The 22,648-nt window shown below is 62.7% G+C and carries 21 protein-coding genes; 13 read left to right on the top strand and 8 right to left on the bottom strand.

Annotated elements, in window-relative coordinates:
* Positions 1-5 precede the first annotated feature (5 nt).
* Positions 6-689 carry a GntR family transcriptional regulator gene (locus ACEN2R_RS11855; RefSeq protein WP_442042411.1) on the bottom strand — a complete coding sequence of 228 codons (684 nt, stop codon included), beginning with the start codon at positions 687-689 and terminating at the stop codon, positions 6-8.
* 91 nt (positions 690-780) lie between these two features.
* Here ACEN2R_RS11855 and ACEN2R_RS11850 point away from each other — a divergent pair, with 91 nt between their 5' ends.
* On the top strand, positions 781-1,821 hold the full coding sequence (locus tag ACEN2R_RS11850) for an AbrB family transcriptional regulator (RefSeq protein WP_442042409.1): 1,041 nt from the start codon (positions 781-783) through the stop codon (positions 1,819-1,821).
* On the opposite strand, the gene ACEN2R_RS11845 is transcribed toward ACEN2R_RS11850, so the two are convergent.
* The 3 genes from ACEN2R_RS11845 to ACEN2R_RS11835 form a co-directional block, all read right to left on the bottom strand.
* Complete coding sequence (locus tag ACEN2R_RS11845) at positions 1,818-2,912, bottom strand: 4-oxalomesaconate tautomerase (protein WP_442042407.1); 1,095 nt, start codon at positions 2,910-2,912, stop codon at positions 1,818-1,820. The two genes, ACEN2R_RS11850 and ACEN2R_RS11845, sit on opposite strands and share 4 nt — an antisense overlap.
* An 11-nt stretch (positions 2,913-2,923) precedes the next feature.
* The gene (locus tag ACEN2R_RS11840; protein WP_442042405.1) at positions 2,924-4,903 is read right to left on the bottom strand and encodes a tripartite tricarboxylate transporter permease; all 1,980 of its coding nucleotides are present in this window, start codon (positions 4,901-4,903) and stop codon (positions 2,924-2,926) included.
* Positions 4,904-4,983: 80 nt separating this feature from the next.
* On the bottom strand, positions 4,984-6,090 hold the full coding sequence (locus ACEN2R_RS11835) for a tripartite tricarboxylate transporter substrate-binding protein (protein ID WP_442042403.1): 1,107 nt from the start codon (positions 6,088-6,090) through the stop codon (positions 4,984-4,986).
* A 168-nt stretch (positions 6,091-6,258) separates the two neighbouring features.
* On the opposite strand from ACEN2R_RS11835, the gene ACEN2R_RS11830 reads away from it, so the two are divergent.
* Positions 6,259-6,930 (top strand): response regulator transcription factor, encoded by a 672-nt coding sequence (locus tag ACEN2R_RS11830; RefSeq protein WP_442042401.1) that lies wholly within the window; start codon positions 6,259-6,261, stop codon positions 6,928-6,930.
* On the top strand, positions 6,927-8,348 hold the full coding sequence (locus ACEN2R_RS11825; protein WP_442042399.1) for a sensor histidine kinase N-terminal domain-containing protein: 1,422 nt from the start codon (positions 6,927-6,929) through the stop codon (positions 8,346-8,348). The genes ACEN2R_RS11830 and ACEN2R_RS11825 overlap by 4 nt, the downstream gene beginning before the upstream one ends.
* A 25-nt stretch (positions 8,349-8,373) precedes the next feature.
* Here the strand turns inward: ACEN2R_RS11825 and ACEN2R_RS11820 are convergent, their stop codons facing one another.
* From ACEN2R_RS11820 to ACEN2R_RS11805, 4 genes are read right to left on the bottom strand one after another with little or no spacing between them, the layout of a single operon-like run.
* Complete coding sequence (locus tag ACEN2R_RS11820; protein WP_442042397.1) at positions 8,374-9,546, bottom strand: OpgC family protein; 1,173 nt, start codon at positions 9,544-9,546, stop codon at positions 8,374-8,376.
* Entirely contained in the window at positions 9,539-11,323 is a 1,785-nt protein-coding gene (mdoH, locus tag ACEN2R_RS11815; RefSeq protein WP_442042395.1) for a glucans biosynthesis glucosyltransferase MdoH, read from the bottom strand. Before mdoH ends, ACEN2R_RS11820 begins: the two co-directional genes overlap by 8 nt.
* Positions 11,324-11,326: 3 nt before the next feature.
* Entirely contained in the window at positions 11,327-11,503 is a 177-nt protein-coding gene (locus tag ACEN2R_RS11810; RefSeq protein ID WP_442042393.1) for a hypothetical protein, read from the bottom strand.
* On the bottom strand, positions 11,500-13,089 hold the full coding sequence (locus tag ACEN2R_RS11805; protein WP_442042391.1) for a glucan biosynthesis protein: 1,590 nt from the start codon (positions 13,087-13,089) through the stop codon (positions 11,500-11,502). The genes ACEN2R_RS11810 and ACEN2R_RS11805 overlap by 4 nt, the downstream gene beginning before the upstream one ends.
* Before the next feature lie 344 nt (positions 13,090-13,433).
* Here ACEN2R_RS11805 and ACEN2R_RS11800 point away from each other — a divergent pair, with 344 nt between their 5' ends.
* The 10 genes from ACEN2R_RS11800 to ACEN2R_RS11755 all read left to right on the top strand — a co-directional run bounded on the left by ACEN2R_RS11800 (position 13,434) and on the right by ACEN2R_RS11755 (position 22,647).
* On the top strand, positions 13,434-16,100 hold the full coding sequence (locus tag ACEN2R_RS11800) for an erythromycin esterase family protein (RefSeq protein WP_442042389.1): 2,667 nt from the start codon (positions 13,434-13,436) through the stop codon (positions 16,098-16,100).
* Between the two features lie 98 nt (positions 16,101-16,198).
* Positions 16,199-17,638 carry a F0F1 ATP synthase subunit beta gene (atpD, locus tag ACEN2R_RS11795; RefSeq protein WP_442042387.1) on the top strand — a complete coding sequence of 480 codons (1,440 nt, stop codon included), beginning with the start codon at positions 16,199-16,201 and terminating at the stop codon, positions 17,636-17,638.
* The gene (locus ACEN2R_RS11790; RefSeq protein ID WP_442042385.1) at positions 17,635-18,045 is read left to right on the top strand and encodes a F0F1 ATP synthase subunit epsilon; all 411 of its coding nucleotides are present in this window, start codon (positions 17,635-17,637) and stop codon (positions 18,043-18,045) included. Before atpD ends, ACEN2R_RS11790 begins: the two co-directional genes overlap by 4 nt.
* A complete protein-coding gene (locus tag ACEN2R_RS11785; protein WP_442042383.1) occupies positions 18,042-18,320 on the top strand; it encodes an AtpZ/AtpI family protein in 279 nt (92 codons plus the stop codon). The genes ACEN2R_RS11790 and ACEN2R_RS11785 overlap by 4 nt, the downstream gene beginning before the upstream one ends.
* Positions 18,296-18,607, top strand: a complete 312-nt coding sequence (locus tag ACEN2R_RS11780) for an N-ATPase subunit AtpR (RefSeq protein ID WP_442042381.1) — start codon at positions 18,296-18,298, stop codon at positions 18,605-18,607. Before ACEN2R_RS11785 ends, ACEN2R_RS11780 begins: the two co-directional genes overlap by 25 nt.
* Positions 18,604-19,302 carry a F0F1 ATP synthase subunit A gene (locus ACEN2R_RS11775; protein WP_442042379.1) on the top strand — a complete coding sequence of 233 codons (699 nt, stop codon included), beginning with the start codon at positions 18,604-18,606 and terminating at the stop codon, positions 19,300-19,302. The genes ACEN2R_RS11780 and ACEN2R_RS11775 overlap by 4 nt, the downstream gene beginning before the upstream one ends.
* A gap of 2 nt (positions 19,303-19,304) precedes the next feature.
* Positions 19,305-19,550: a F0F1 ATP synthase subunit C gene (locus ACEN2R_RS11770; RefSeq protein ID WP_442042377.1), complete on the top strand. Its 246-nt coding sequence runs from the start codon at positions 19,305-19,307 to the stop codon at positions 19,548-19,550.
* Positions 19,551-19,554: 4 nt separating this feature from the next.
* Positions 19,555-20,292, top strand: a complete 738-nt coding sequence (locus tag ACEN2R_RS11765) for a F0F1 ATP synthase subunit delta (protein ID WP_442042375.1) — start codon at positions 19,555-19,557, stop codon at positions 20,290-20,292.
* Positions 20,285-21,799: a F0F1 ATP synthase subunit alpha gene (locus ACEN2R_RS11760; protein WP_442042373.1), complete on the top strand. Its 1,515-nt coding sequence runs from the start codon at positions 20,285-20,287 to the stop codon at positions 21,797-21,799. The genes ACEN2R_RS11765 and ACEN2R_RS11760 overlap by 8 nt, the downstream gene beginning before the upstream one ends.
* Entirely contained in the window at positions 21,796-22,647 is an 852-nt protein-coding gene (locus ACEN2R_RS11755) for a F0F1 ATP synthase subunit gamma (protein ID WP_442042371.1), read from the top strand. The genes ACEN2R_RS11760 and ACEN2R_RS11755 overlap by 4 nt, the downstream gene beginning before the upstream one ends.
* The last annotated feature ends 1 nt before the right edge of the window (position 22,648 follow it).

Raw genomic sequence — 22,648 nt, 5'->3', positions numbered from 1 at the left:
CTGGATCAGCTTTCCTCAATCGGGCGTTCACGGGTGCGAAGCCCACGCAGGCGAACCCGGTGCGCGGCCTCGATATGGGCGCGCATCTGCACCTCGGCGGCGGCCCCGTCGCGGGCTCGCATCGCGTCCAGCACGCGGGCATGTTCGACGACGGCCAGCTCTGCACGTTCCGGTTCGATCAGCGTGGTCGGGCCAAGGATAAGCAGCGTCTTTTGCAGGGCGTTCATGGATTTCACCAGATAGCGGTTCTTGGCGGCATCCAGCAGCGTCAGGTGGAACTGGCGGTTCAGATCAAAGGCGGTGCCGGCATCGCCTGCCTCTGCCAGCTCGGTGTTCAGCGCCTCCAGCTCTCCCAGTTCGATCTCGCTTGCGGCGCGGGCGGCCATGCGCGCGGCGGTGCCTTCCAGCACGGCGCGCATCTCGTACAGCTCCATCACCTCGGCGTAATCCAGACTGCGGATCGTGGCACCCTGACGGGCGATATGAACGACAAGCCCGTCCGCCTCAAGCTGGCGGATCGCCTCGCGCACGGGGGTGCGGCTGATCCCCAGACGGTCGGCAAGCTCGACCTCGCGCAGGCGGGCACCGGGGGCAAGGACGCCACTGCGGATGTCGTCCAGCAGACGTCTGTAGGCCGACTGGCCCTGCGGCGCGTCGCCCGTATCTTCGACAAGTTCAAGGCGAGTCATGGGAACCTCATTGCATATTGCATCCAAATGTATACAGATGAATTCATTCACACGTCAAGACCGACTCGAACACCCGGTTCCAAGGAACATCATGCGCCGATTTTTCACCAAAGCCCGCCTTTTGACGATTGCCGCCGCCGCTCTCGGGACCGCCGCGTTCAGCCTTGCCCAACTGCCGCTGCCCTTTCTGTTCGGCCCTATGTGCGCGTGCCTTCTGGCGGCTTTGGCAGGCGCGAAACTTCAGGGGCTTGGGCAGGTCTCGGTCGGTGCGCGCACCATTCTGGGCGTCGCGGTCGGGGCCTCTATCACGCCTGCGCTGCTGCACCAGTTGCCGCTGATGGCCGCCTCTGTCGCCCTGATCCCGCTTTATATTGCGGTGATCGGCCTGATCGGGGTGCCGTTCTTTCGCAAGGTCTGCGGCTTTGATCCGGTCACCGCCTATTACGCGGCCATGCCGGGCGGCCTGCAGGACATGGTGATCTTCGGCGAGGCGGCAGGCGCGAATGTGCGCATTCTGTCGCTGGTCCATGCGACCCGCGTTCTGATCATCGTCACCATCGCACCGATCCTGCTGACCACGCTTTACGGTGTCACGCTGAGCAACCCGATCGGCGCCCCTATCGCCGACATTCCTCTGACCGAGCTTTTGATCATGGCCGCCGCCGCCCTGATCGGCTGGAAGGGAGGAGAGCGGATCGGCCTGTTCGGGGCCTCGATCCTTGGCCCGATGATTGTCACGGCGATCCTGTCGCTGATGGGGCTGATTCACATGCGCCCCCCGAAAGAGGCCATTCTGGCGGCGCAGTTCCTTATCGGGATGGGGATCGGTATTTACTACGTCGGCGTCACCCTGCGCGAATTGCGGCAGGTCGTCGCCTCTGGCGTGGCTTTTGTGCTGGTGCTGGCGGTATTGGCGGCAGGGTTCACTGAACTGGTGACGCTGACGGGCCTTGCAAAACCGGTCGAGGCGTTCCTGGCCTTTGCCCCCGGCGGGCAGGCCGAAATGACCGTTCTTGCGATTGTTGCGGGGGCCGATCTTGGATTTGTGATCACCCACCACCTGACCCGGATCATATTGGTGATCACAGGCGCGCCGATCGTGGCGCGCCTGATGGGTGTTCGAAAAGCTTAAAGCGTGCCGTCCCAGACAGAGGCCGGCACAAAGACCTCGCCCCGCGCCAGAAGACGGGCGGTGCGCAGCAATCCGGCCGAGTGCAGCTTGAACCCGTCGGGGCCATTCTCGTAATCCACCGTCACGTCGATGCTGCCTGCGGGATGTTCGATAACCACAAGCGCGGGGTTGCCCGTCGTCGGTGCGGGCAGGCCGTCGGCCACGGTGCCGGGCGCAAGAACGCAGGACGCGATACACTGCGCGCCGGTCACGGCCATCGTCGGATGACAGGCCTTGGGCATGAAATATCGTGCGGTGATGGTGCCGCCGTCACGCGCGGGGGCAAGCATGGCGAACTTGGGCGTGACAGAATTGGACACATCGCCCATGCCCATCAGGCGGCCCGCCTCGCGGCGTAGCGGTTCCATCCGGTCGTAAAACGCGCGGTTCTCGTCCAGCTCTGCGGCGCTTTCGTATCCGCTCAGACCAAAGGCGTCGGCGCGGGCGATGACCACGGGCATGGCCACATCCATGCAGGTCACCTCGATCCCGTCGATCACATCGCGCAGGTTCCCCGTGGGCAAAAGCGACCCGCAATTCGATCCGACAACATCCATGAAGTTCAGGTAGATCGGCGCGGCGGTGCCCGGAACGCCGTCGATCGCGGCCTCTCCTTCGTAGGCGACCCTGCCGTTCGGCGTTTCCACGATTGCCTCGATCATCGCACCGGTGTTGGTGCTGTGAATACGGACGCGGGTGCGGTCGCCGGTCGGGGCAATCAGGCCCATCTCGAGTGCGGCGGGGCCGACACCGGACAGGATATTGCCACAGGTCGGTTTGAAATCGACGCTGCGGTCAAGCACCGAAACCTGAGCAAAGAAGTAATCGATATCGGCATCGGGATGATCCGATTTCGACAGCATGGCAACCTTTGTCGTCACCGCCGCCCCGCCACCGATCCCGTCGATGTTCAGCGCCTGCCCCGACCCGACAACACTGATCAGGATCTGGGCCAGCAGATCGCGGTCCTCTGGCAGGTCCGTGCGATTGAAATACGGACCGCGCGACGTGCCCCCGCGAAAGAAATGGTAGGGAATGCCTGTTTGGGTCATCGTGTGTATCCTCAGCGAATGGGCCAGGGCAGGTCGTATGTGTTCTGCAACCAGCCGGATGGAAAGTTCAACGAAAGCATATACGCCAAACCGAGGATGAAACCAGCGGCACACGCCGTCATGGTGATGGTCCTGAGCCACGACGCCTGTGCCCGAACCCGCAGGAAGGCAATGAAGAACACGATCATCGCGATGTAAAAGCCCACCAGCGACGTCGCGACCACCAGCCCGCCCAGCCACGCAGGGCCGGTCCAGAACCAGCCGTTGCTGTCTGCGCCGACATGGTCGCCGACGATTTCATAGTCGAAAAAGGCGGGGTGGTCTTCGTGCCCGCGCACCAAATGGATCAGCAGCATCACGCCGAACACCATGCCGACGACGCCAACGCCAATCGGAAAGACCCCGCCAAGGAACGAATGCCCCGACGCATCCCACAGCGCCATCCCGAAGAAGCCAAGCATGGCGATCGCAAAGGCGATCTGAACATTGCGGCTGGTGTGCGAGGTCAGTGTGACCTCTCCCGTCGGGCCGGTGTCGTCAACACGGTTCTTCAGGCCAAAGTAGATCGAGGTCAGCGTCAGCGCACCGATGATCAGCACACCGGGCCGGATCAGGAATTCCCAGCCGTTGAATTGCAGCGCCTGATAAAAGAACGTCTCGGCCTGCGGTGCCAGAACATACCCGATCAGCAGCGCGGGGCGCGGCCAGCCGAAGCGTTTCATCAAGATGCCCAGAAGGCCGATCGACAAAAGCGCCACAAGGTCGGCCAGATCGCGCGTTGCCTGAAACGCGGCAAAGCAGATCAGCGCGATCATGAAGGGCGCAAGATAGTGGAACGGAATGGTCGTCAGGCGCGAAATAGGTTGCGCCAGCATGATGCAGATACCGGCCCCCATGATATTGGCAAGCGCCAGGGACCAGATGATCGAATAGGTGATGTGCAGATCGGCACCGACCATGGACGGGCCGGGCTCTATCCCCAAAAGGACCATACCGCCAAGGAACACCGCCATAGAGCCGGACCCGGGAATGCCGAACAGCATCGTCGGCAACAACGCCCCGCCCTGCATCGCGTTGTTGGCGCTTTCGGGTGCGACCACACCGCGGATGTCGCCCCTGCCGAATTTGGAACTGTCCTTGGCGGTTTGCACGGCATGGCCGTAGGCGATCCAGTCCACGACAGACCCGCCAAGACCGGGAATCGCCCCGATCATGCAGCCCAGACCCGCACAGCGGATCGACAGGAACAGGTTTGACCACCAGTCGCGCACGCCCTGGAACCAGCCGGACCCCAGCGCGTTGCCCTCGGCAATGGTGCTGTTCTTGCGCAACAGATCCGAGATTTCGGGAATGGCAAAAAGGCCCAGACCGATGATGACCAGCGGGATACCGTCATACAGATACTCGAACCCGTAAATCATGCGGAATTCGCCCGTCGCAGGCGCCCCGCCGATAGAACCGATCAACAGACCCACCGCACAGGCGGCAAGCCCCTTGGGCAGGCTGCGCCCGGCCAGAACGGCGACCATCGACAGGCCGAACAGCGCCAGCATAAACAGTTCCGCCGAACCGAACAGCAGGATCAGCGGCCGCGCGATCAGCACGAAACCGGTCAGGATCACCGCACCGACGATCCCGCCGAACAGCGACGATATGAACGCCGCCGACAACGCGCGCGCGGCTTGCCCCTGCTTGGCCAGCGGAAAACCGTCAAGCACGGTGGCCTGACTGGCGCTGGAGCCGGGAATGCCCATCAGGACAGAGGAAAACGTATCAGACGTCGGGATAACCGCCACAAGACCGATCAACATGCCAAGCGCGGAAATTGAATCCATCCCGTAAAGAAAAGGCACCAGCAAAGACAGCCCGGCGATACCGCCCAGACCGGGGATCACCCCGATCACAAGGCCGACAGAAACACCAAGCAACATATAGGCAAGATGCTGAACCGTCAGCAACGCCGCAAAAGCGGTTAGTAAGGTATCAATCATTGGGGGCCCCTCCGACGGGTGGTCTTGGCAAGCGGGGCGGCCCGAACACGCAGGCCGCCCCGAAACATATCAGCGCAGGCTTATTCGCCCAGCTTCACGCCATAGTCGGCGGCCAGCATGTCAACGACCAGCTTGCGCAGCTCCGGCGAAATGCGGGTGCCTTTTGCGAACAACGCGTCGGCGGCTTTGCCGGTCACCTGCTCGTAGGTGCCCAGAACGGCGACTTTGTTCGCCTGATAGTCGGGGTCCGCCTTCATGGCCTCGAACGCGGCCTGATAGGCATCGACGATTTCTTGCGACGTGTCCTTCGGCAGGAACACCATCTTCTGCGCGGGGAAACCTGCGGTAAAGAAGGCAAAGTAGGCGTCATATTCCGCACCGGTCGGCGCGGCCCCTGTCATCGTCTTGAACGCCTCGCCGAAGTCGGGAAGATCGGGGAAGGTCGGGTCACGCATCAGGTTGCCGTCGGCATCCAGAACACCCCAGGAAAACAGCGGGATCGCCGTGCCGGCATCGACCAGCGGCTGCACATTCTTGAGGTACGCAGACGAGGTCTGGTAATCGATATTGGTCTCGCCACGCTCGAACGCCAGACGGCCATCACCACGGCCCTTGAAGCCGAAGACGTGCTGCACATCCAGCCCCATCATCTTGAACCCCAGCAGCGGCACAAGATCCAGCGAGGTCGCGCCCTGGCTTGCGTAGACCAGTTTCTGCCCCACAAGTTTGGCAATATCGCCGGTGCCGGTCACGCCGGTCGAAGGCGAGGTGTAGACAACGCCGCCCGTCGGGGCCGCCATAGCGATCTTCCAATCGGCATATTCATACCGCACGCGCGGATCGCCCAGCAGATAGGGAAACTGGGTCGAGCCGGATGTGCCGAGAATGGTCAGGCCATCGGGCTTTGCGCGGGCCGCGAACAGGTTGGAACCCTTGGTCGAGCCGCCACCGGGTTCGTTCACCACGACCACTGTCGGGTTGCCGGGCAGGTATTTGCCCAAAAGCGGCGCGTTGAACCGCGCCCATGTGTCAGAACCGCCGCCGGCCGAGAACGGAATGATCCACTCGATGGTTTTGCCTTCGAACGAAACCTCTGCCGACGCAGGCGCCGCAAAGCCCAATGCGGCCGCAGCACCAAATGCGAGGCCAAGCGCGCCGCGGCGCGTTGTCTTGAATAGTCCGGTCATTGTGATCCTCCCAGATCATTTTCTAGTCGCAAGGCGCTCCGGTTTCCGGTTGCCCGCGGATGGTCGCCTGATTATTGCAATCGTCCACCGGAATGATTCCCATTCTGGCGGCTTGATCTCGGGCTTTATATGGGTGCATCCTGTCGTGAACCTGTCGAGTGAAAAAACATGCGGATAACACTGGTCGAGGACAATGCAAGCCTTGCGAAAGGCATTCAGAACTCCCTTCAAGATCAAGGTCATGCGGTCGATTGGCTGGCCGATGGAGACGAGGCGGACCGGTTTCTGGAGGCCGAGGGTGCCGATCTGGTGATCGTCGACGTCAACCTTCCGGGGATGAGCGGGCTGGATGTGGTGCGTGGTTTGCGGCGGCGGGGCAGTGCGATGCCGGTGATCATTCTGACAGCGCGCGGCGACACGCTTGACCGGGTCGAGGGGCTGGACGCGGGCGCCGACGACTATCTGGTAAAACCGTTCCAGATGGCGGAACTGGCCGCCCGCATCCGCGCCCTGTCGCGCAGACGCCCCGAGATGCAGCGCCACAAGGAACCGGTCGGTCGTCTGATGTTCGACCGTTCGGGCCGCCAGCTGAGCGGGCCTTCGGGCCTGATCGACCTGCCCCGCCGTGAACTGGCGCTGTTCGAGTGCCTGCTGGATCACAACGGGCGCATCGTTCCGAAAGAGCGGATCGCGGAGCGGCTTTATGGCGTCGGGTCAGAGGTGGAGCCGAACGCAGTCGAACTGCTGATCTCTCGTCTGCGCCGCAAACTGGCCGATACCGGTGTTGAAATCCGCACGGTGCGGGGCCTTGGCTATCTTCTGGACGACACAAGTCAATGAACAGTTGGTCCCTGCGCAGCCGGTTGTTCGTGCTGATCGTGCTGCCCCTGATCGTAATCGCCGCCTTTGCCTCGATCGCGCGGTATATGATGGCTGAACGGATGTCAGAACGTCTGTATGACAACACGCTTCTTGCCGTCGCACTGACGATTTCCCGCGATGTGGTCCTGAGCGAGGGCGATGTTCTGGCCGAACAATTGCTGGACGAGCTGACCAAGGCCCTTGGCGATCCGGTCTATTATCAGGTCACGGGGCCCGACGGCAGGTTTGTCACCGGATACAGCAATCCCCCCCAGATGCCGAAGGATGCGAAAGTCACCCGGGGTGTGCCGTATTTCTACGACGCGGTCGTTCTGGGCCAGCCGGTGCGCGCGGTTGTCTTGCAGGAATTCATATCGGAACCGCAGTTTGGCGGCTGGGTGACGGTCGAGGTCTGGCAAACCGTGTTCCAGCGCGACGCGTTGAGCCTGCAACTCTTGACGCAGGCCATCATTCTGATGACCACCGTGATCGCCTCGGCGGCGCTGCTGGTCTGGTTCGGGATCAATCGCGGGCTCAGGCCCTTGCTGAAACTGCGCGAGGCTGTCGCGCTGCGCTCGCCGGACGATCTTGGCCCGATCCGCCGCAAAGTCCCGCGCGAGGTCAGAAGCCTTGTCACTGCGATGAACGCGCTGTTTTCGCGGTTGTCAGAGGCATTTGCCCTGCGCGACGCGTTCATTTCGGATGCCGCCCATCAATTACGCAACCCGATCGCCGCCATTCAGGCGCAGGCAGAGGCCGCGACGACAGCCCCGAACGAGGCAGAGCTACGGTCGCGCGTCGCAGAGCTGGCCGATACCGCGCGCCGGACGGGCCGCCTGACGCAGCAACTTTTGTCGATGGAAAAGGCGCGCGGGCGCGGCGCATCCGTGCAGTTGAAAGACACCGATCTGACAAGGCTTGTCGGCGACCTTGCCCGCCGCAGCGCCGAAACCGCCTTACGCATGGGCGTCTCTGTTTCGCTTGACGTGCGGGGGCAGGCACGGCCGGTTCCGGTCGATGCGGTGATGATCGGCGAGGCGGTTGAAAACCTTCTGGACAATGCGCTGCGCTATGGCTGTCCGGCGGGGGGCGAGGTGAACATTGATCTGGTCTACGATCCCGACAGCGTGACCATTCGGGTGGCGGACACTGGGCCGGGCATCCCCCCAGAGCATAGGAACCGCGTGTTCGACAGGTTCTACCGCATCGCGGATGACACGACGGGGGGCTGCGGCCTGGGGCTTGCCATCGTTCAAAAGGTGGCAGAGGCCCACAACGGAACCGCGCAGATCGGGGCCGGAGAGACCGGTGCCGCGGTCGAAATGATACTGCCGATAGCCCCGGTGCGTCTTATGGATATTGATGAGGGCGACAGTCCTTCGCGCCCTTTGGCGTAGAAAACCGGCCCTTGCACAGCACGTCTCAGGCAACCGGCACAGAATTCGAGCACGCCCGTCCTGCGCCGGTCCGGTCCTTTGCCCATGCCATCCCGAACAACAGCGAAATCCCGCCGCCGATCACCGCCGCGTCCAGCAAAAAGCTGTCCGGCGTCGCCTCGCGGATCACCTGCGCGCTATAGGCCAACACGGTGCCAAGGGCGAAAACCGGCAATGAATGCCGCCCCATCATCGCCAAGGGCCGCAGTGCAGACAACCCCGCCCAATCGCGCACAGCCGACAATGACCCCAGCAGATAGGCCAGCGCCAGAATGTGCAACAGGCGGGGCAGCGTCAGAAAGGTTTTATCAAAGGCGGTGAACTGCCGGTGAACGCCGTGATCCTCGATGAACCATAAAACCGCGCCGACCTTGCCCGCGAACGGCAGATAGGTCACGGTCGCAAGCGAAATCAACAGATAAGCACCCGCCAGAACCTGGGCCCACCCCCGCACGGGAAACAGGGTTTCCCCGCGCCGCATCGTGATTCCCACCAGCAGACCTGTCACGAAAATCACCTGCCACGACAAGGGGTTGAAAAACCAGCCCCCGGAATTGGGATAGTTCGGCAGGCTGACCCAGTTCATTCCCGCCCAGGCCCAAAGCACCACGGCCCCCAAAAGCAAAGCGCGCGGATGGCGCTGCCCGATCATAATGGCAAAGGGCGTAACCAACAACAAAACCGCATACATCGGCAGGATATTGGCATAGCCGATCTGATGGGTCAGCAGCGGTATCCCGATCTGCGTGCCCAATGGGTTGGCGTAGATCGGACGGAAATTGTTCATCTCCAGCAGGGCCGTGGTGCCCAGCCAGACCGCACCGCCTGCAACCACCGCGATGCTGAGCAATGTGGACAGAAGATGCACAAGATACAGCACCCAGACGCGGTGCCAGACTTTGCGGATCGCCGGCCAGAACGGCGGCTGCACAAAGCCGGAAGAATAGGCAAGTCCTGCGGCGATACCGGACATGATGACAAAACCTTCGGCGGCATCGGAGAACCCGAAATTGCGCGATGTCAGGCGCTCGAACACCGTGCCGGGCACATGGTTGATGAAGATCATGATCAACGAGATGCCGCGAAAGACATCCAGCCGCAGGTCGCGCGGGCGCGGTATCGGGCGCGGTGCGACGGTGCCGGTTTGCGGCTTAGACATACCGCGCCTCGCTTAGATCCGGGGTGGCGGGTGCTGTATTTTGTGTCCAGCGCGTCAGCCATGCGTCGTGAAACGCCAGAACCGGCGGAATGTCCCGTTCTGTGGGCACGGTGAACAGCGCGGACCGGCTTTCCCCCGACAGCCAACGGATGATCAGCGGCGACAGGATCATCGGAACCGCCACCGGCAACAACCAGACCAGCAGCCCGGCGGCCATCTGATCGGTCACGACAACAAGGGCAAGTCCCAGCATGGAAATCCAGCGGCTGGCGCTCCAGGATTCGGACATCGTCAGACGACCGTCGCCACGATTGTTCGTGGGCCAGCCGCCATCGCGTCCCAGCAACACCTGAACGACAGAGCGCGTCTGGAACATCAGGAAAATCGGTGCGGTCAGGCTGGACAGCGCCAGTTCGGCCAGGGTCGAAAGAAACGCCCGCACCTCGCCGCCGAACCCGACAGCCCGCCCTGAAACGCAGGCGTCCAGCGCGATCAGAACCTTGGGAAGGATCAGCAGCCCGAATACGCCGATCACCAGCCCGATCGCCTTGGATGTGGCATCATCGGGGAACACCGGAAACGGCCAGTCCGGTTCGGGGAAATAGTTGACCGGCGGCGCGAAATAGGGCGCCGCGATGCTGGCCAGCAGGAACGCCAGCCAGAACAGCGGCGCGATATAGGCAAATATGCCTTGCACGAACACGAACCTGCTCCATCCCATCAGGCCGGGGGCGGTCAGCAGCCGCGCATGTTGCAGGTTACCCTGACACCAGCGCCTGTCGCGTTTCGCGTGGTCTATGATGTTTTCCGGGCCTTCCTCGAACGACCCCTCCAGATCGTCATCCAGCCGGACGCGCCAGCCGGCCCGCGCAAGCAGCGCCGCCTCGACGTAGTCATGGCTCATCACATGGCCACCGAAGGGCGGCATGCCGCGCAATTCGGGCAGGCCACAGCTTTCGGCGAAGGCCCGCACACGGATCATGGCATTGTGCCCCCAGAACGGGCCGGATCGCCCCTGCATCATCGCAAGGCCACGCGCAAAGATCGGGGAGTAGAACGAGGCAGAGAACTGCATCGCGCGGCCAAACCGCGACCGGGCACGCACAACCTTCGGCAGGCTTTGCAGCAGGCCAAGATCCGGCTGATCCTGCATGCGGCGCACCATTTCAACGATCGTCGCGCCCTCCATCAGGCTGTCGGCGTCAAGGATCAACGCAAAGTCATAGGCAGCGCCGGACCGCATGATGAAGTCTTCGATATTTCCCGCCTTCTTGCCGGTATTCTTGGCCCGCCTGCGATAGAACATCCTGCCGTCGCCGCCACATTCGGTCAGCAGCCGTGCAAACCAGCGCTGTTCCAGTTCGGCGATGGCGTCATCACGGGTGTCGGACAGAACTGCGAAATCAAAGCTGTCAGCATAGCCCGTTCCGGCAAGGGACATATCCATCGCCGCGATCCGCGCGAAGGTGACCACCGGATCCTCGTTGTAAACCGGAACCAGAATGGCCGTCCTGCCCGAAAGGGGGGCGGTTCGGTTCACGTCGGGTGGTGTTGGCCGGGTGGTCAGGCCCAGCAAGCCCTGCGCCGCACCCCAGGCCAGCCACCAGGTCGAAACCAGGATCAGGCCGGACCGCGAAACATCGACCCAATCAAGGCCGTCCGCCGCGCCATAGGTTGCAAACAGCATCCCCGCAGAGACCGCCGCCGCAACGCTGATCGCCAGCGCCATCAGGCGCGTTGTCGCAATACCGGCCCTAGGTTGGCCATGTGCGGGCATCGTTTACAGTCCGGTTGCGGTTTTGACACCGGGCCAGCGGACCAGAAAACGCAGCCAGTAGCCCGGCTTTCGTTCCAGCACCTGCTTTGGCATCGGCAAAGGGGCGTAGGGCAAAGCCGCCGACAGAACCGTCAGATCGTCCGCCTGCGGGGCGCTGGAAACAAGATCTTGCCGCGTCACGATACGATCCACTGATAAAGCCAGGTTTCGGTCATCTTTTGCCCATACCCCGAAACATGCGCACCAAGTTCGACAGTTTCGCCTTCGGCACCCGACACGTCCAGCACCAGACGCCAGACACCGGTTCCGGGTATTTTTGACAGGGTCGAGGTCACGATTTTGCCGTCCGACACTGTGGTCACCGCCTCGACCTTTGCGTCGTCGGGCAATGCCGCCAACAGCCCGTCCTTGAAATCAATCACGAATTTCCGCGTGCCGTCGGTATTGGCAACGCCGGACACACCGCCGTGACCCGCGCGGGTCTCATGGACATGCGCCAGATCGTCACCGGGCTGCGGCGCCAAAGCCCCCCAGCGCAACCGATACGAGAATTCCCGCGCATCGCCCGCAGCGACAGGCGCATCGGGCACCCAGAACGCGACGATATTGTCGTTCACTTCCAGATCGGTCGGAATCTCGACCAACCGCACAGCCCCCTTGCCCCAGGCCCCGACAGGCTCGACCGACACCGAGGGGCGGCGTTCATAATGCGCGCTGGCGTCCTGATAATTGTCAAAGTCACGGTCGCGCTGGAACAGCCCAAAGCTTTTCGGGCTGTCCTCTACGAAATACGAGCCGGTCAGGCGCGGCGGGTTGTTCAGCGGGCGCCACAGGGCATCGCCATCCGCGCGCTCAATTTTCAGCCCGTCGCTGTCGTGCACATTCGGGCGGTAATCGTCGAAATGGCCGCGGTTCTTTTCCGAGAACAGGAACATCGACGTCAGAGGCGCTATGCCCAGTTGTTCCACCTTGTTGCGGAAAAACAGGCGCGCCGTCACGTCGATCAGCGTTTCATCGCCGGGCCGGATGACAAAACGGTAGGCCCCCGTGACGCTGTCGCTTTCCAGCGCGGCGCAGACCACGACATCCTTTGACCAGGGCGCGGGCCGTTCCAGATAGAACCGGGAAAAGCGCGGGAATTCTTCGCCCTGCGGCAGGCCGGTGTTTATCGCCAGACCGCGCGCGCTAAGCCCGTAGGCATTGCCGCGACCCAAGGCGCGGAAATAGCTGGCCCCGACAAAGGCAACAACCTCGTCGAACAGATCAGGACGGTTCAGCGGCGCATTCAGGCGAAAGCCCGCCACGCCCGGCAGCGCCGTGTGCGACGGCACCCGTGACGGCAGATCGCCCAGATATTCATAATCGTCGGTCGAGAAAACCAGTTCCCGCGCCTTGCCGTCGGCGACCTCGAACAGTTCTACCGGCTGCTCGAACAGCCAGCCCATGTGAAAGGCATGCAGCCGGAACGCACTGTCCTTGCCCTTCCAGCGCGCGCGGCGCGGCAGAAACTGGATCAGTTTATAGTCGTCATATGTCAGATCGTTCAAAAAGCTTTCCGACAGCGCGACAGCCCGCTGCGGCTGCTGTGACAGCACGCGCATCTCTTCGGAAAGGATGTCGAAACTGAACGGTTGCGGGGCCTTCGGGTCAACCGCCTGTGCCCAGCCCATACGCGGGTTTGCGGCAATCAATGCAAAGGCCGCCGCCGACAAAGAGCCAAGCAGAGAGCGTCGCGTTACAGGTAATGTGTCTGGCAGATCGAGCATCGCCCGTTTTTCCATTCTGACCGGTTCATCGCACATGTGACAGCAAGCTTACGGGAATTCTATAGGGTTAGCCCTGCGCCAGACGCAGTGCAGACCTGCGTTTTTTGCAATCCTCATGGCCATAAGGGAAAGTGTGGGACAACACCGCTGGCCCGCCCCCGGAACAGGCGAAAAAGCGCCGAAATTTATAGCGTTTTGGCGGAATTATGACCTGAACGACCATAGGCCGGTGCGTGCTTGTTGCCCGGCGCCTGCCCGTGCAGCCTCAATCACCCGGCATCCCCCTGTTGCGCCATGTCAATGAGCGGTGCAACGGGTCCGTCCATTATCGCGTGATGGACAATATGCACCTCAGATTCTCGGATCGCGCCGATGCGGGGCGGCAACTTGCGGTCAAACTGGCCGCGATGTCACTTGACCGCCCCGTCGTCTATGCGCTGCCGCGAGGCGGCGTGCCGGTCGCCGCCGCAATCGCAAAGGCGCTGAACGCACCGCTGGACATCATACTGGTCCGCAAGATCGGCGCCCCCGGCCAGCCCGAAGTCGCCCTTGGCGCAATTGTCGAAGGGTTTGAGCCCCAGACCGTCATAAACGAGGATGTGAAACGCATCTCGGGGGCCGATGACGCCTATCTGGACCGCGCCCGCGCCCATGAGCTGATCGAGCTGGAACGCCGCAGGGGGCTATACTTGGGCGATCATCCCCGGATCGACCCGGCAGGGCGCACGGCGATTGTCGTCGACGACGGTCTTGCCACGGGTGCCACGATGAAGGCCGCGCTGATTGCCCTGAAACGCCAGAATGCGGCGCGGATCGTCGTGGCCCTGCCCGTCGCCCCGAAAGACGCATTGCCAGAGATTGCAGCCCGGGCCGACGACGTTGTCTGCCTGAACCCGTCGCAAAGCTTTCGCGGCGTGGGGGCGTTCTACAACGACTTTCACCAATTGACCGACGAGGAAACCATCGGCCTGCTGCGCGAGGGCCGCGCACGCGTCGGCGGCAACCCCGGCCCCCTTGCCGATCCGGTGACCAGACGGCAGGTTTCTGTGCCGCCCCTTGACCTGACCGGCGATCTGAGCGTCCCCGATGACGCACGCGGCATCATCCTGTTTGCCCATGGCAGCGGGTCCAGCCGCCTTAGCCCGCGCAACCGCGCCGTGGCCGACGCGCTGAATGCCAAGGGATTTGCCACGCTGCTGTTCGACCTTCTGACCCCGTCCGAGGCACAGGACCGACGCAATGTCTTTGACATTCCGTTGCTGGCCGAACGCGTGGTCGAGGCCTCGCTTTGGGTCAGCGCAGAGCCCGACATCTGTGATTTGCCCCTTGGGCTGTTCGGTGCCAGCACGGGCGGTGGCGCGGCCTTGCTGGCCGCAGCCGAATTGCGCAACCGGGTCTCTGCGGTGGTGTCGCGCGGCGGGCGGCCCGATCTGGCGGGACCAAGGATCGCCGAGGTTCTCTCGCCCACATTGTTGATCGTGGGCGGAGACGATCACCAGGTCATCGCGCTGAACCAAAAGGCATATGCCGCCCTGACCTGCGAGAAGCTGTTGCGGCTGGTGCCCCACGCGGGTCATCTGTTCGAAGAACCGGGAACGATGGAGGCAATGACCGAAATGGCCGCCGCGTGGTTCCAGCACTATCTGGTGCCACCTGCGCCCGGTTTCCCCCTCGCCTCGCCCAAAGTGCCGCCTGTCGCATCCGCAAAGCCCCGGACGCCGGTCGAGATCCTGAAAACAGCAGCAGAGCCTTTGCCCGACCTTGACGATCCCGACTTCGCTGCGGCCTTTAACCGTTTCGCGGACTGCCGTGTCGTTCTGCTGGGCGAGGCATCGCATGGCACGTCGGAATTCTACCGCGCCCGCGCCGCAATCACGAAACGCCTGATCGAAAAGCACGGCTTTTCCATTGTCGCGGTCGAGGCGGACTGGCCCGATGCCGCCACCATCGACCGCTATGTGCGCAAAAGCCCGAACAAGGCGATGGGGGCCTCGCCCTTCACCCGCTTTCCGACATGGATGTGGCGCAACAGGGAGGTTGACGATTTTGTCGCCTTTCTGCGCCGTCACAACGCGGGCATCGCCGCAGAAACCCGCGTCGGGTTTTACGGGCTGGACCTGTATAATATGACGGCCTCGATGGCCGCCGTTCTGGCCTATCTGGACGACGTGGACCCCAAGGCGGCAGAGGTGGCGCGGTCGCGGTATGCCTGCCTGTCGCCCTGGTCGCGGGAACCCGCCGCATACGGTCGCGCCTCTTTGTCCGAAGGCTACGCGCTTTGCGAACAACCCGTCACCCGCATCCTTGTCGACCTTCTGCAAAAGGAATTGAGCTATGCGCAGCAGGACGGTGAACAGTTCTTTGACGCGACGCAGAATGCCCGCCTCGTTGCCAATGCAGAGCGGTATTACAGGGTGATGTACTATGGCTCTCATGAATCGTGGAACCTGCGCGATCAGCACATGTTCAATACGCTGAAGCAGATACTGGACCACGCCGGACCCGACAAAAAGGCGGTCGTCTGGGCCCACAACTCGCATATCGGCGATGCCCGTTTCACCGATATGGGCAATGAGCGGGGAGAGCTGAACATCGGTCAGCTTTGTCGGCAGGCCTACGGCAAAGAGGCCGCGCTGATCGGGTTTGGCACCCATACCGGCACCGTCGCCGCCGCATCGGACTGGGACGCCCCGATGGAGATCAAGGCAGTGCGCCCGTCGCGGGCCGACAGCTATGAGGCGCTGTGTCACGAGGTCGGGCAAGAGCGTTTTCTGGTCGACCTGCGCAGCGGGCAGCACGACGATCTGCGCCGCGTTCTGGCAGAGCCGAGACTGGAGCGCTACATCGGTGTGATCTATCGCCCCGAGACAGAACGGTGGAGCCACTACAGTTACGCGACTTTGCCCGACCAATATGATGCCTTTGTCTGGTTCGACAGAACAACCGCCGTCACACCCTTGCCCGCGATTGTATCGGCGGGAGAGGACGAAACCTATCCCTTCGGTCTTTGACCCGCAGTGCCGGGCAAGCTGATCGAGATCAAGGCGGCGACGTCCGGCGTAGGTCATGCTGGCCGGACAGCGCGGATGCCCCATGCGTCGAGGTCCATATGCACCACAGATCAAGCACGCCGGCAGATGCAGCGACTGGGTATATTTCCGCAGTGCGTGGCGCTGTGGTCGATGTGCGCTATCCCGACGCCGGATTGCCCCCCGTAAACACCGCCCTTGTTGCAGAAACAGACGGGGCGGCCCCCCTGATCCTCGAGGTGCACAGTCATCTTGACCTGAACACCCTTCGCGCCGTCGCGTTTCAAACCACCACAGGGTTGCAACGCGGCATTCCCGTGCGCTCAATGGGGGCGCCGGTGGCCGTGCCGGTCGGGGATGCCGTTCTGGGGCGGCTGCTGGATGTGCTGGGCACATTGCGCGATAACGGCCCCGCCCTGCCCGATGATGTGCCGATGCGCAGCATTCACGCGCTGCCGCCGCCGTTGAAATCCCAAAGCGCCGCAACGGATGTCTTCGAGACGGGGATCAAGGTGATCGACCTTTTGACCCCGATGGCGCAGGGCGGCAAGGCCGCGATGTTCGGGGGGGCGGGCGTTGGTAAAACGGTGCTGGTGATGGAGTTGATCCATGCCATGGTCGAGAAATATCAGGGCATCTCGGTCTTTGCCGGTATCGGCGAACGCTCTCGCGAGGGGCATGAACTGCTGACCGAAATGCAGGCGTCCGGCGTGCTGGACCGCACGGTTCTGGTCTATGGCCAGATGAGCGAGCCGCCGGGGGCACGGTGGCGCGCGCCGATGACGGCCCTGACGATTTCCGAATACTTTCGTGACCAGAAGCACCAGAATGTCTTGCTGCTGATGGACAACGTGTTCCGGTTTGTCCAGGCGGGCAGCGAAGTGTCCAGCCTTCTGGGGCGCCTTCCGTCCCGCGTCGGCTATCAACCGACACTGGCGACAGAGGTCGCCAGCCTGCAAGAGCGCATCGCCTCGGTTGCCGGAGCCTCGATCACCGCCATTCAGGCGGTCTATGTCCCGGCCGATGATTTCACCGACCCCGCAGTTACCACGATTTCCAGCCATATGGATTGCGTTGTTGTCCTGTCGCGGGTTCTGGCGTCCGAAGGGTTCTACCCCGCGATTGATCCGCTGACCTCTACCTCGATGCTGCTGGATCCGCTGATTGTCGGACAGGACCATTACAGAACAGCCGAAGACGTGCGCGAGGTTCTGGCGCGGTTCAAGGATCTGGAAGACATCATCTCGCTTTTGGGGATAGAGGAGCTGAGTACGCAGGACAAACTGACCGTCCGCCGTGCCCGCCGGTTGCAGCGGTTTCTAACCCAGCCCTTTGCCGTGACAGAGGCGTTCACCGGAACCGCAGGGGTCAGCGTTCCCTTGGTGGATACATTGGCAGGGTGCCGCGCCATTCTGGATGGCAAGACCGACGACTGGGCCGAAAGCTCGTTGTATATGATCGGCACGTTGGAAGACGCCGACGTAAAAGAAACCGCCGCCATCCGGAAGGGGGCCGCATGAACCTGCAAATCGTCACCCCGCTGTCAGTGATCGTGAACGAAGAGGTGCAAAGCCTGCGCGCCGAAGACGCAAGCGGCAGCTTTGGGATTCTGCAAGGGCACGCGGATTTCCTGACCAGCCTGACCCTCTCGGTCGTTAGCTGGCGCACGGATACGACCGAACGGTTTTGCGCGGTGCGCGGTGGCGTTCTGACGGTGCGTGATGGCAGGTCGATTGCCATCGCCACCCGCGAGGCCGTGGCTGGCGATGATCTGGACACGCTCGATTCCACGGTTCTGGCCCGATTCAAGGCCGATATCGAGGAGGAACGGACAGAGCATGTGGAAACCACGCGCCTGCAATTGAACGCGATCCGGCAACTGGTCAGCCGCCTGAAACCTGGCCATGGCACGGGGTCATTCCGGTGACCGACCCCGAAGACGACCCGCTGATCGAGCAGACAAGATTGCATCGCGAGCGGCGCGCGCGGTGGCTGCGAGAGGGCGATATGTCGGTCGGGCGGCGGTTGGCGCAGATCGGTGTTCTGGGCTGGATCATCGTCTCGCCGATGCTGCTGGGCCTGTTTCTGGGGCGCTGGCTGGACACGCATTTCGGCAGCGGCCTGTTCTGGACCGCGCCCCTGTTGATGGTCGGGCTTTTCTTTGGCGGATGGGCTGCATGGAAATGGATGAACGCATCATGATCACAGCCGACACTCTAAGACTGGCCGCGTTTCTTGTCGCAAGCCTGACAGGCGGCGTTCTGTTGGGGCTGGTCTATTTCGCCGCCGTTCGCCGGACCGCCGATCTGATCGTCGCGGGGCGGCAGACCCTGCTGGCCCTCGGGCTGGTTCTGGGGCGAATGGCACTGCTGGGGGCGGTGTTTTTCTGGGCGCTGCACTTCGGGGCGCTGGCGCTGATCGCGGTTGCCGCGGGCGTTCTGGTCGGACGCGCCGTAGTCCTTCGCCGATCGAAGGGGGAAGTGCCATGAACTCTCCGCTGGATACGATTCCGGTCTTTTTCATCGGCCCCGTGCCGATCAGTCAGGCGGTTCTGACCACTTGGGTGATCATGGCCCTGCTTGTCCTTGTGGCGTTCGCGTCAACACGCCGCCTGCGGGTTACCCCCACGGTCTGGCAATCTGCATTGGAACTGCTGGTCGAGACCCTTGACCGGCAGATCCGTGACGCGACAGGCACCGCGCCAGAGCCCTATCGCGGCTTTATCGGCACGTTGTTCCTGTTCATCCTTGTCGCCAACTGGTCGTCGCTGGTGCCGGGTATCGACCCGCCCACCGCGCGGCTGGAAACCGATGCGGCCCTGGCGATGCTGGTGTTTCTGGCGATCATCTGGTTCGGGGTCCGACAGGCCGGTGTGCTTGGCTATCTTCGGACATTCGCCCTGCCCAACCCGATCATGATCCCGCTGAATATCATCCAAAGCCTGACGCGGGTCTTCTCGATGTCGGTTCGCCTGTTCGGCAATATGATGAGCGGGGTTTTCGTTATCGGCATCGTCGCATCGCTTGCGGGGCTTATCGTGCCGATCCCCCTGATGGCGCTCGATCTGCTGATCGGGCTGGTGCAGGCCTATATCTTTGCGACGCTTGCGACGGTGTTCATCGCCAGCACGATTGACGAAGAAACGGCGCAGCCCACCGCCGAAACCCAGACTGAAAGGACTTGACTATGGATTATCTCAGCCTTGCCAGCATCATCTCTGCGGCCTTTGTCGTGTCATTCGGCGCGCTTGGCCCCGCGCTTGCCGAAGGACGGGCCGTCGCGGCCGCAATGGATGCCATAGCGCGGCAGCCCGAGGCCGCGAACAGCATCTCGCGGACGCTTTTCGTCGGCCTTGCAATGATCGAGACAACCGCGATCTACTGCCTTGTGATCGCGCTTTTGCTGTTGTTCGCCAATCCGCTTCTGGGATGACATCATGACACTGGACTGGTGGACCCTTGGCCTGGAGGCCGTCAACGTCCTGATCCTGATCTGGCTGCTTCAGCATGTTTTCTGGCGCCCCCTTGCGGGGATCATTGCCCGGCGGCAGGCGGAAACGCGGGCCTCGTTGGCGAATGTCGATGAAAAGCAAAGTCAGGTCGACGCCGCCCTGTCCGACATCGAGACCACCCGTGCCGGTTTCGACGCAGAGCGTGACAGGCTTCTGGCTGCCGCGCGGGCCGAGGCCGAAAAAGCCAAGGCCGACGCACTGGAGGCGGCAAAGGCCAAGGCCGCAGACCTGCTGCACGCGGCGAACGACACGATCGCCCGCGACAAGGCCGCCGCCAGAACAGAGCGCAAGGATCAGGCGATAGAACTTGCGGTGCAGATCGCCGCGCGCCTTGCCGCGCGCCTGAACGGCGACGCCGTGGATACCGCATTCCGGCAATGGCTGATCGACGGGATCGCCGGAATGGACGCGGAGGTGCTAAAGGACATCACCGACGGCACGGCACCGCTGGAGCTGGTCAGCGCGTCCCCGCTGGACGCGCCACAAAAGGCAAAGCTGACCAAGGCGGTCACCGCGGCCTTTGGCGCGAAACGCGACATCACCTATAAAACCGATCCGGCGCTGATCGCGGGGTATGAATTGCACGGCCCCCATTTCACCTTGCGCAACAGTTGGCAGGCGGATCTGGACCACATATCAAAGGCCCTGCGCGACGATGCATGACACATGGCTTTCAGATGCAGAAGACCGGCTGAAACAGATCACGCTTGGCCCTGCGGCGTATCAAATGGGGCGGGTCGAGGAGATCGGCGATGGGGTTGCCATGATCTCTGGCCTGGGGAACGTCCGGCTGGACGAGCTTTTGCGGTTTGACGGGGGGCAGTTCGGTTTTGCACAGGTTCTGGACGACGACCTGATCGGCTGCGTCCTGCTGGATGCTGCCACCGCAATCGAGGCGGGCGACAAGGTGTTCGGCACCGAGGACGTCGTGCGTGTGCCCGTGGGCGAGGCTTTGCTGGGGCGCATCGTCGATCCGCTGGGTCGTCCGCTGGATGGGGGCGATCCGATCACGGCCCGCCACACGATGCCCATAGAACGCGCCGCCCCCGCAATCATCGACCGCGATCTGGTGACCGAACCGGTCCAGACCGGGCTTGTGGTCATCGACACGCTGTTTCCCCTTGGGCGTGGCCAGCGAGAGCTGATTGTGGGCGACCATTCCACCGGCAAGACCACGCTTGCCGTCGATACGATCATTGCGCAGAAATCCAGTGACATGATCTGCATCTACATCGCCATCGGGCAAAAGTCGTCAAGCGTGCGCCGCGCCATCGACGCCATGCAAAAGGGTGGCAACTTTGACCGGTGCATCGTTGTCGTGGCCAGTGCCGCAGCCCCCCCCGGCCTGCAATGGATCGCGCCCTATGCGGGCTTTACCATGGCGGAATATTTCCGCGACAACGGGCAGGATGCGCTGGTGGTGATCGACGATCTGTCGAAACACGCCGCCACCCACCGGGAGATAGCGCTTCTGACCCGCCAATCCCCCGGACGAGAGGCGTTTCCCGGCGATGTGTTCTACATCCACGCCAGATTGCTGGAGCGGGCCGCGAAACTGTCGGGGGCCAAGGGGGGCGGGTCGTTGACCGCCCTGCCCATTGCGGAAACCGACGCCGGCAATCTTTCGGCCTATATCCCGACCAACCTGATCTCGATCACCGACGGGCAGATCGTGCTGGACGCAAAGCTGTTCCACGAGGGCCAGAAACCCGCCGTCGATGTCGGGCTAAGTGTCAGCCGTGTCGGGGGAAAGACACAGGCCAAGGTGCTGCGGGATGTCGCGAAATCCCTGCGGCTTGACTATGCGCAGTTTCTGGAGATGGAGATGTTCACGCGGTTCGGCGGAATGCCCGACGCCCATGTCAAACGCCAGTTGACCAGAGGTGCCCGCATTCGGGCGATCCTGAAGCAACCGCAGCATCTGCCGATGTCGCTGGCAGAGGAGGTCGCGCTGGTTCTTGCGGTGCAAGAGGGGATTCTGGACGGGTTGCCACCAGAGGAGGTCGCCACATTCCGCGCGGCGCTGCCCGACGCGCTGGCGGACGGTGCGCCAGAGGTGCGCAACGCAATCGCCGCCGGAAAAGACCCAAGCGCAGACGACATAGCGCTGATACTGTCCACAATAACCACGCTTGCAGGCCATATCCTGCACCCCGACGACGCCTCATGACAGTGCGTCTGGCCGATATATCTGCGCGGCTGGACGGCCTGCGACAGCTTGGGTCCGTTGTCGGCGCGATGACGGGCATTGCCGCCGCACGCGCAAGGGTGGCCCGCGACCACATCGCCGCCGTGGACAGCTACGCTGCGGCGATCGCAGCCGCCATGGGGCAGGTGACAGACCCTGACACGCTCACACCGCCCCCCGCGTCCGGCACGGACCGTCTGGCGCTGCTGGTCTTTTGCGCCGAACAAGGTTTTGCAGGGGCCTTCAGCGAGCGGATCATCGCAAGCCTACCGGATGATAAGGACCGGACAGCGATCTTTCTGGTTGGCACGCGGGGTATCGCGATTGCGAAATCCGGCGGCATGAAACCTTACTGGACGGGCGCGATGCCGTCGCATTCTCCGGGTATTCCAAGGTTTGCGGATCAGCTTGTGCAGGCGATCTATGCCCTGATCGGCAGCGGCCGGATCGACCGGCTGGAGACAGTGCACAGCGAATGGTCCGCCGGAACAGCAGACATCAGGCGAAGCCAGATATTCCCGATCGACCTGTCCACGCTTCCCGCCCGAACCGGCCCTGCCCCGTTAAAGACCCTGCCGGATGCCGATCTGCTGGCCGCCCTCGGGGCGGACTATTTCCACGCGCTTGTCTGCAATACGGCCCTTCATGCCTTTACCGCCGAGAACGAGGCGCGGATGGCCGCGACGACCTCTGCCAGCAGTCAGATCGCCCGCGAAACGGCCAAGCTGGAGGCCGTTCAACGCCGCGTCAGGCAAGAGGCGATCACCGCCGAGATCATAGAGCTGGCGACGGGCGAGCAGGCCAGCAAGAAATCCCGCAGCAGACGTTAGA

It is taken from the genome of Pseudogemmobacter sp. W21_MBD1_M6, from assembly GCF_052119585.1.
Lineage (GTDB): Bacteria > Pseudomonadota > Alphaproteobacteria > Rhodobacterales > Rhodobacteraceae > JBGQOJ01.
Note: the sequence above shows the minus strand (reverse complement) of the source record. Positions and strands in the feature narration are given on the sequence as shown.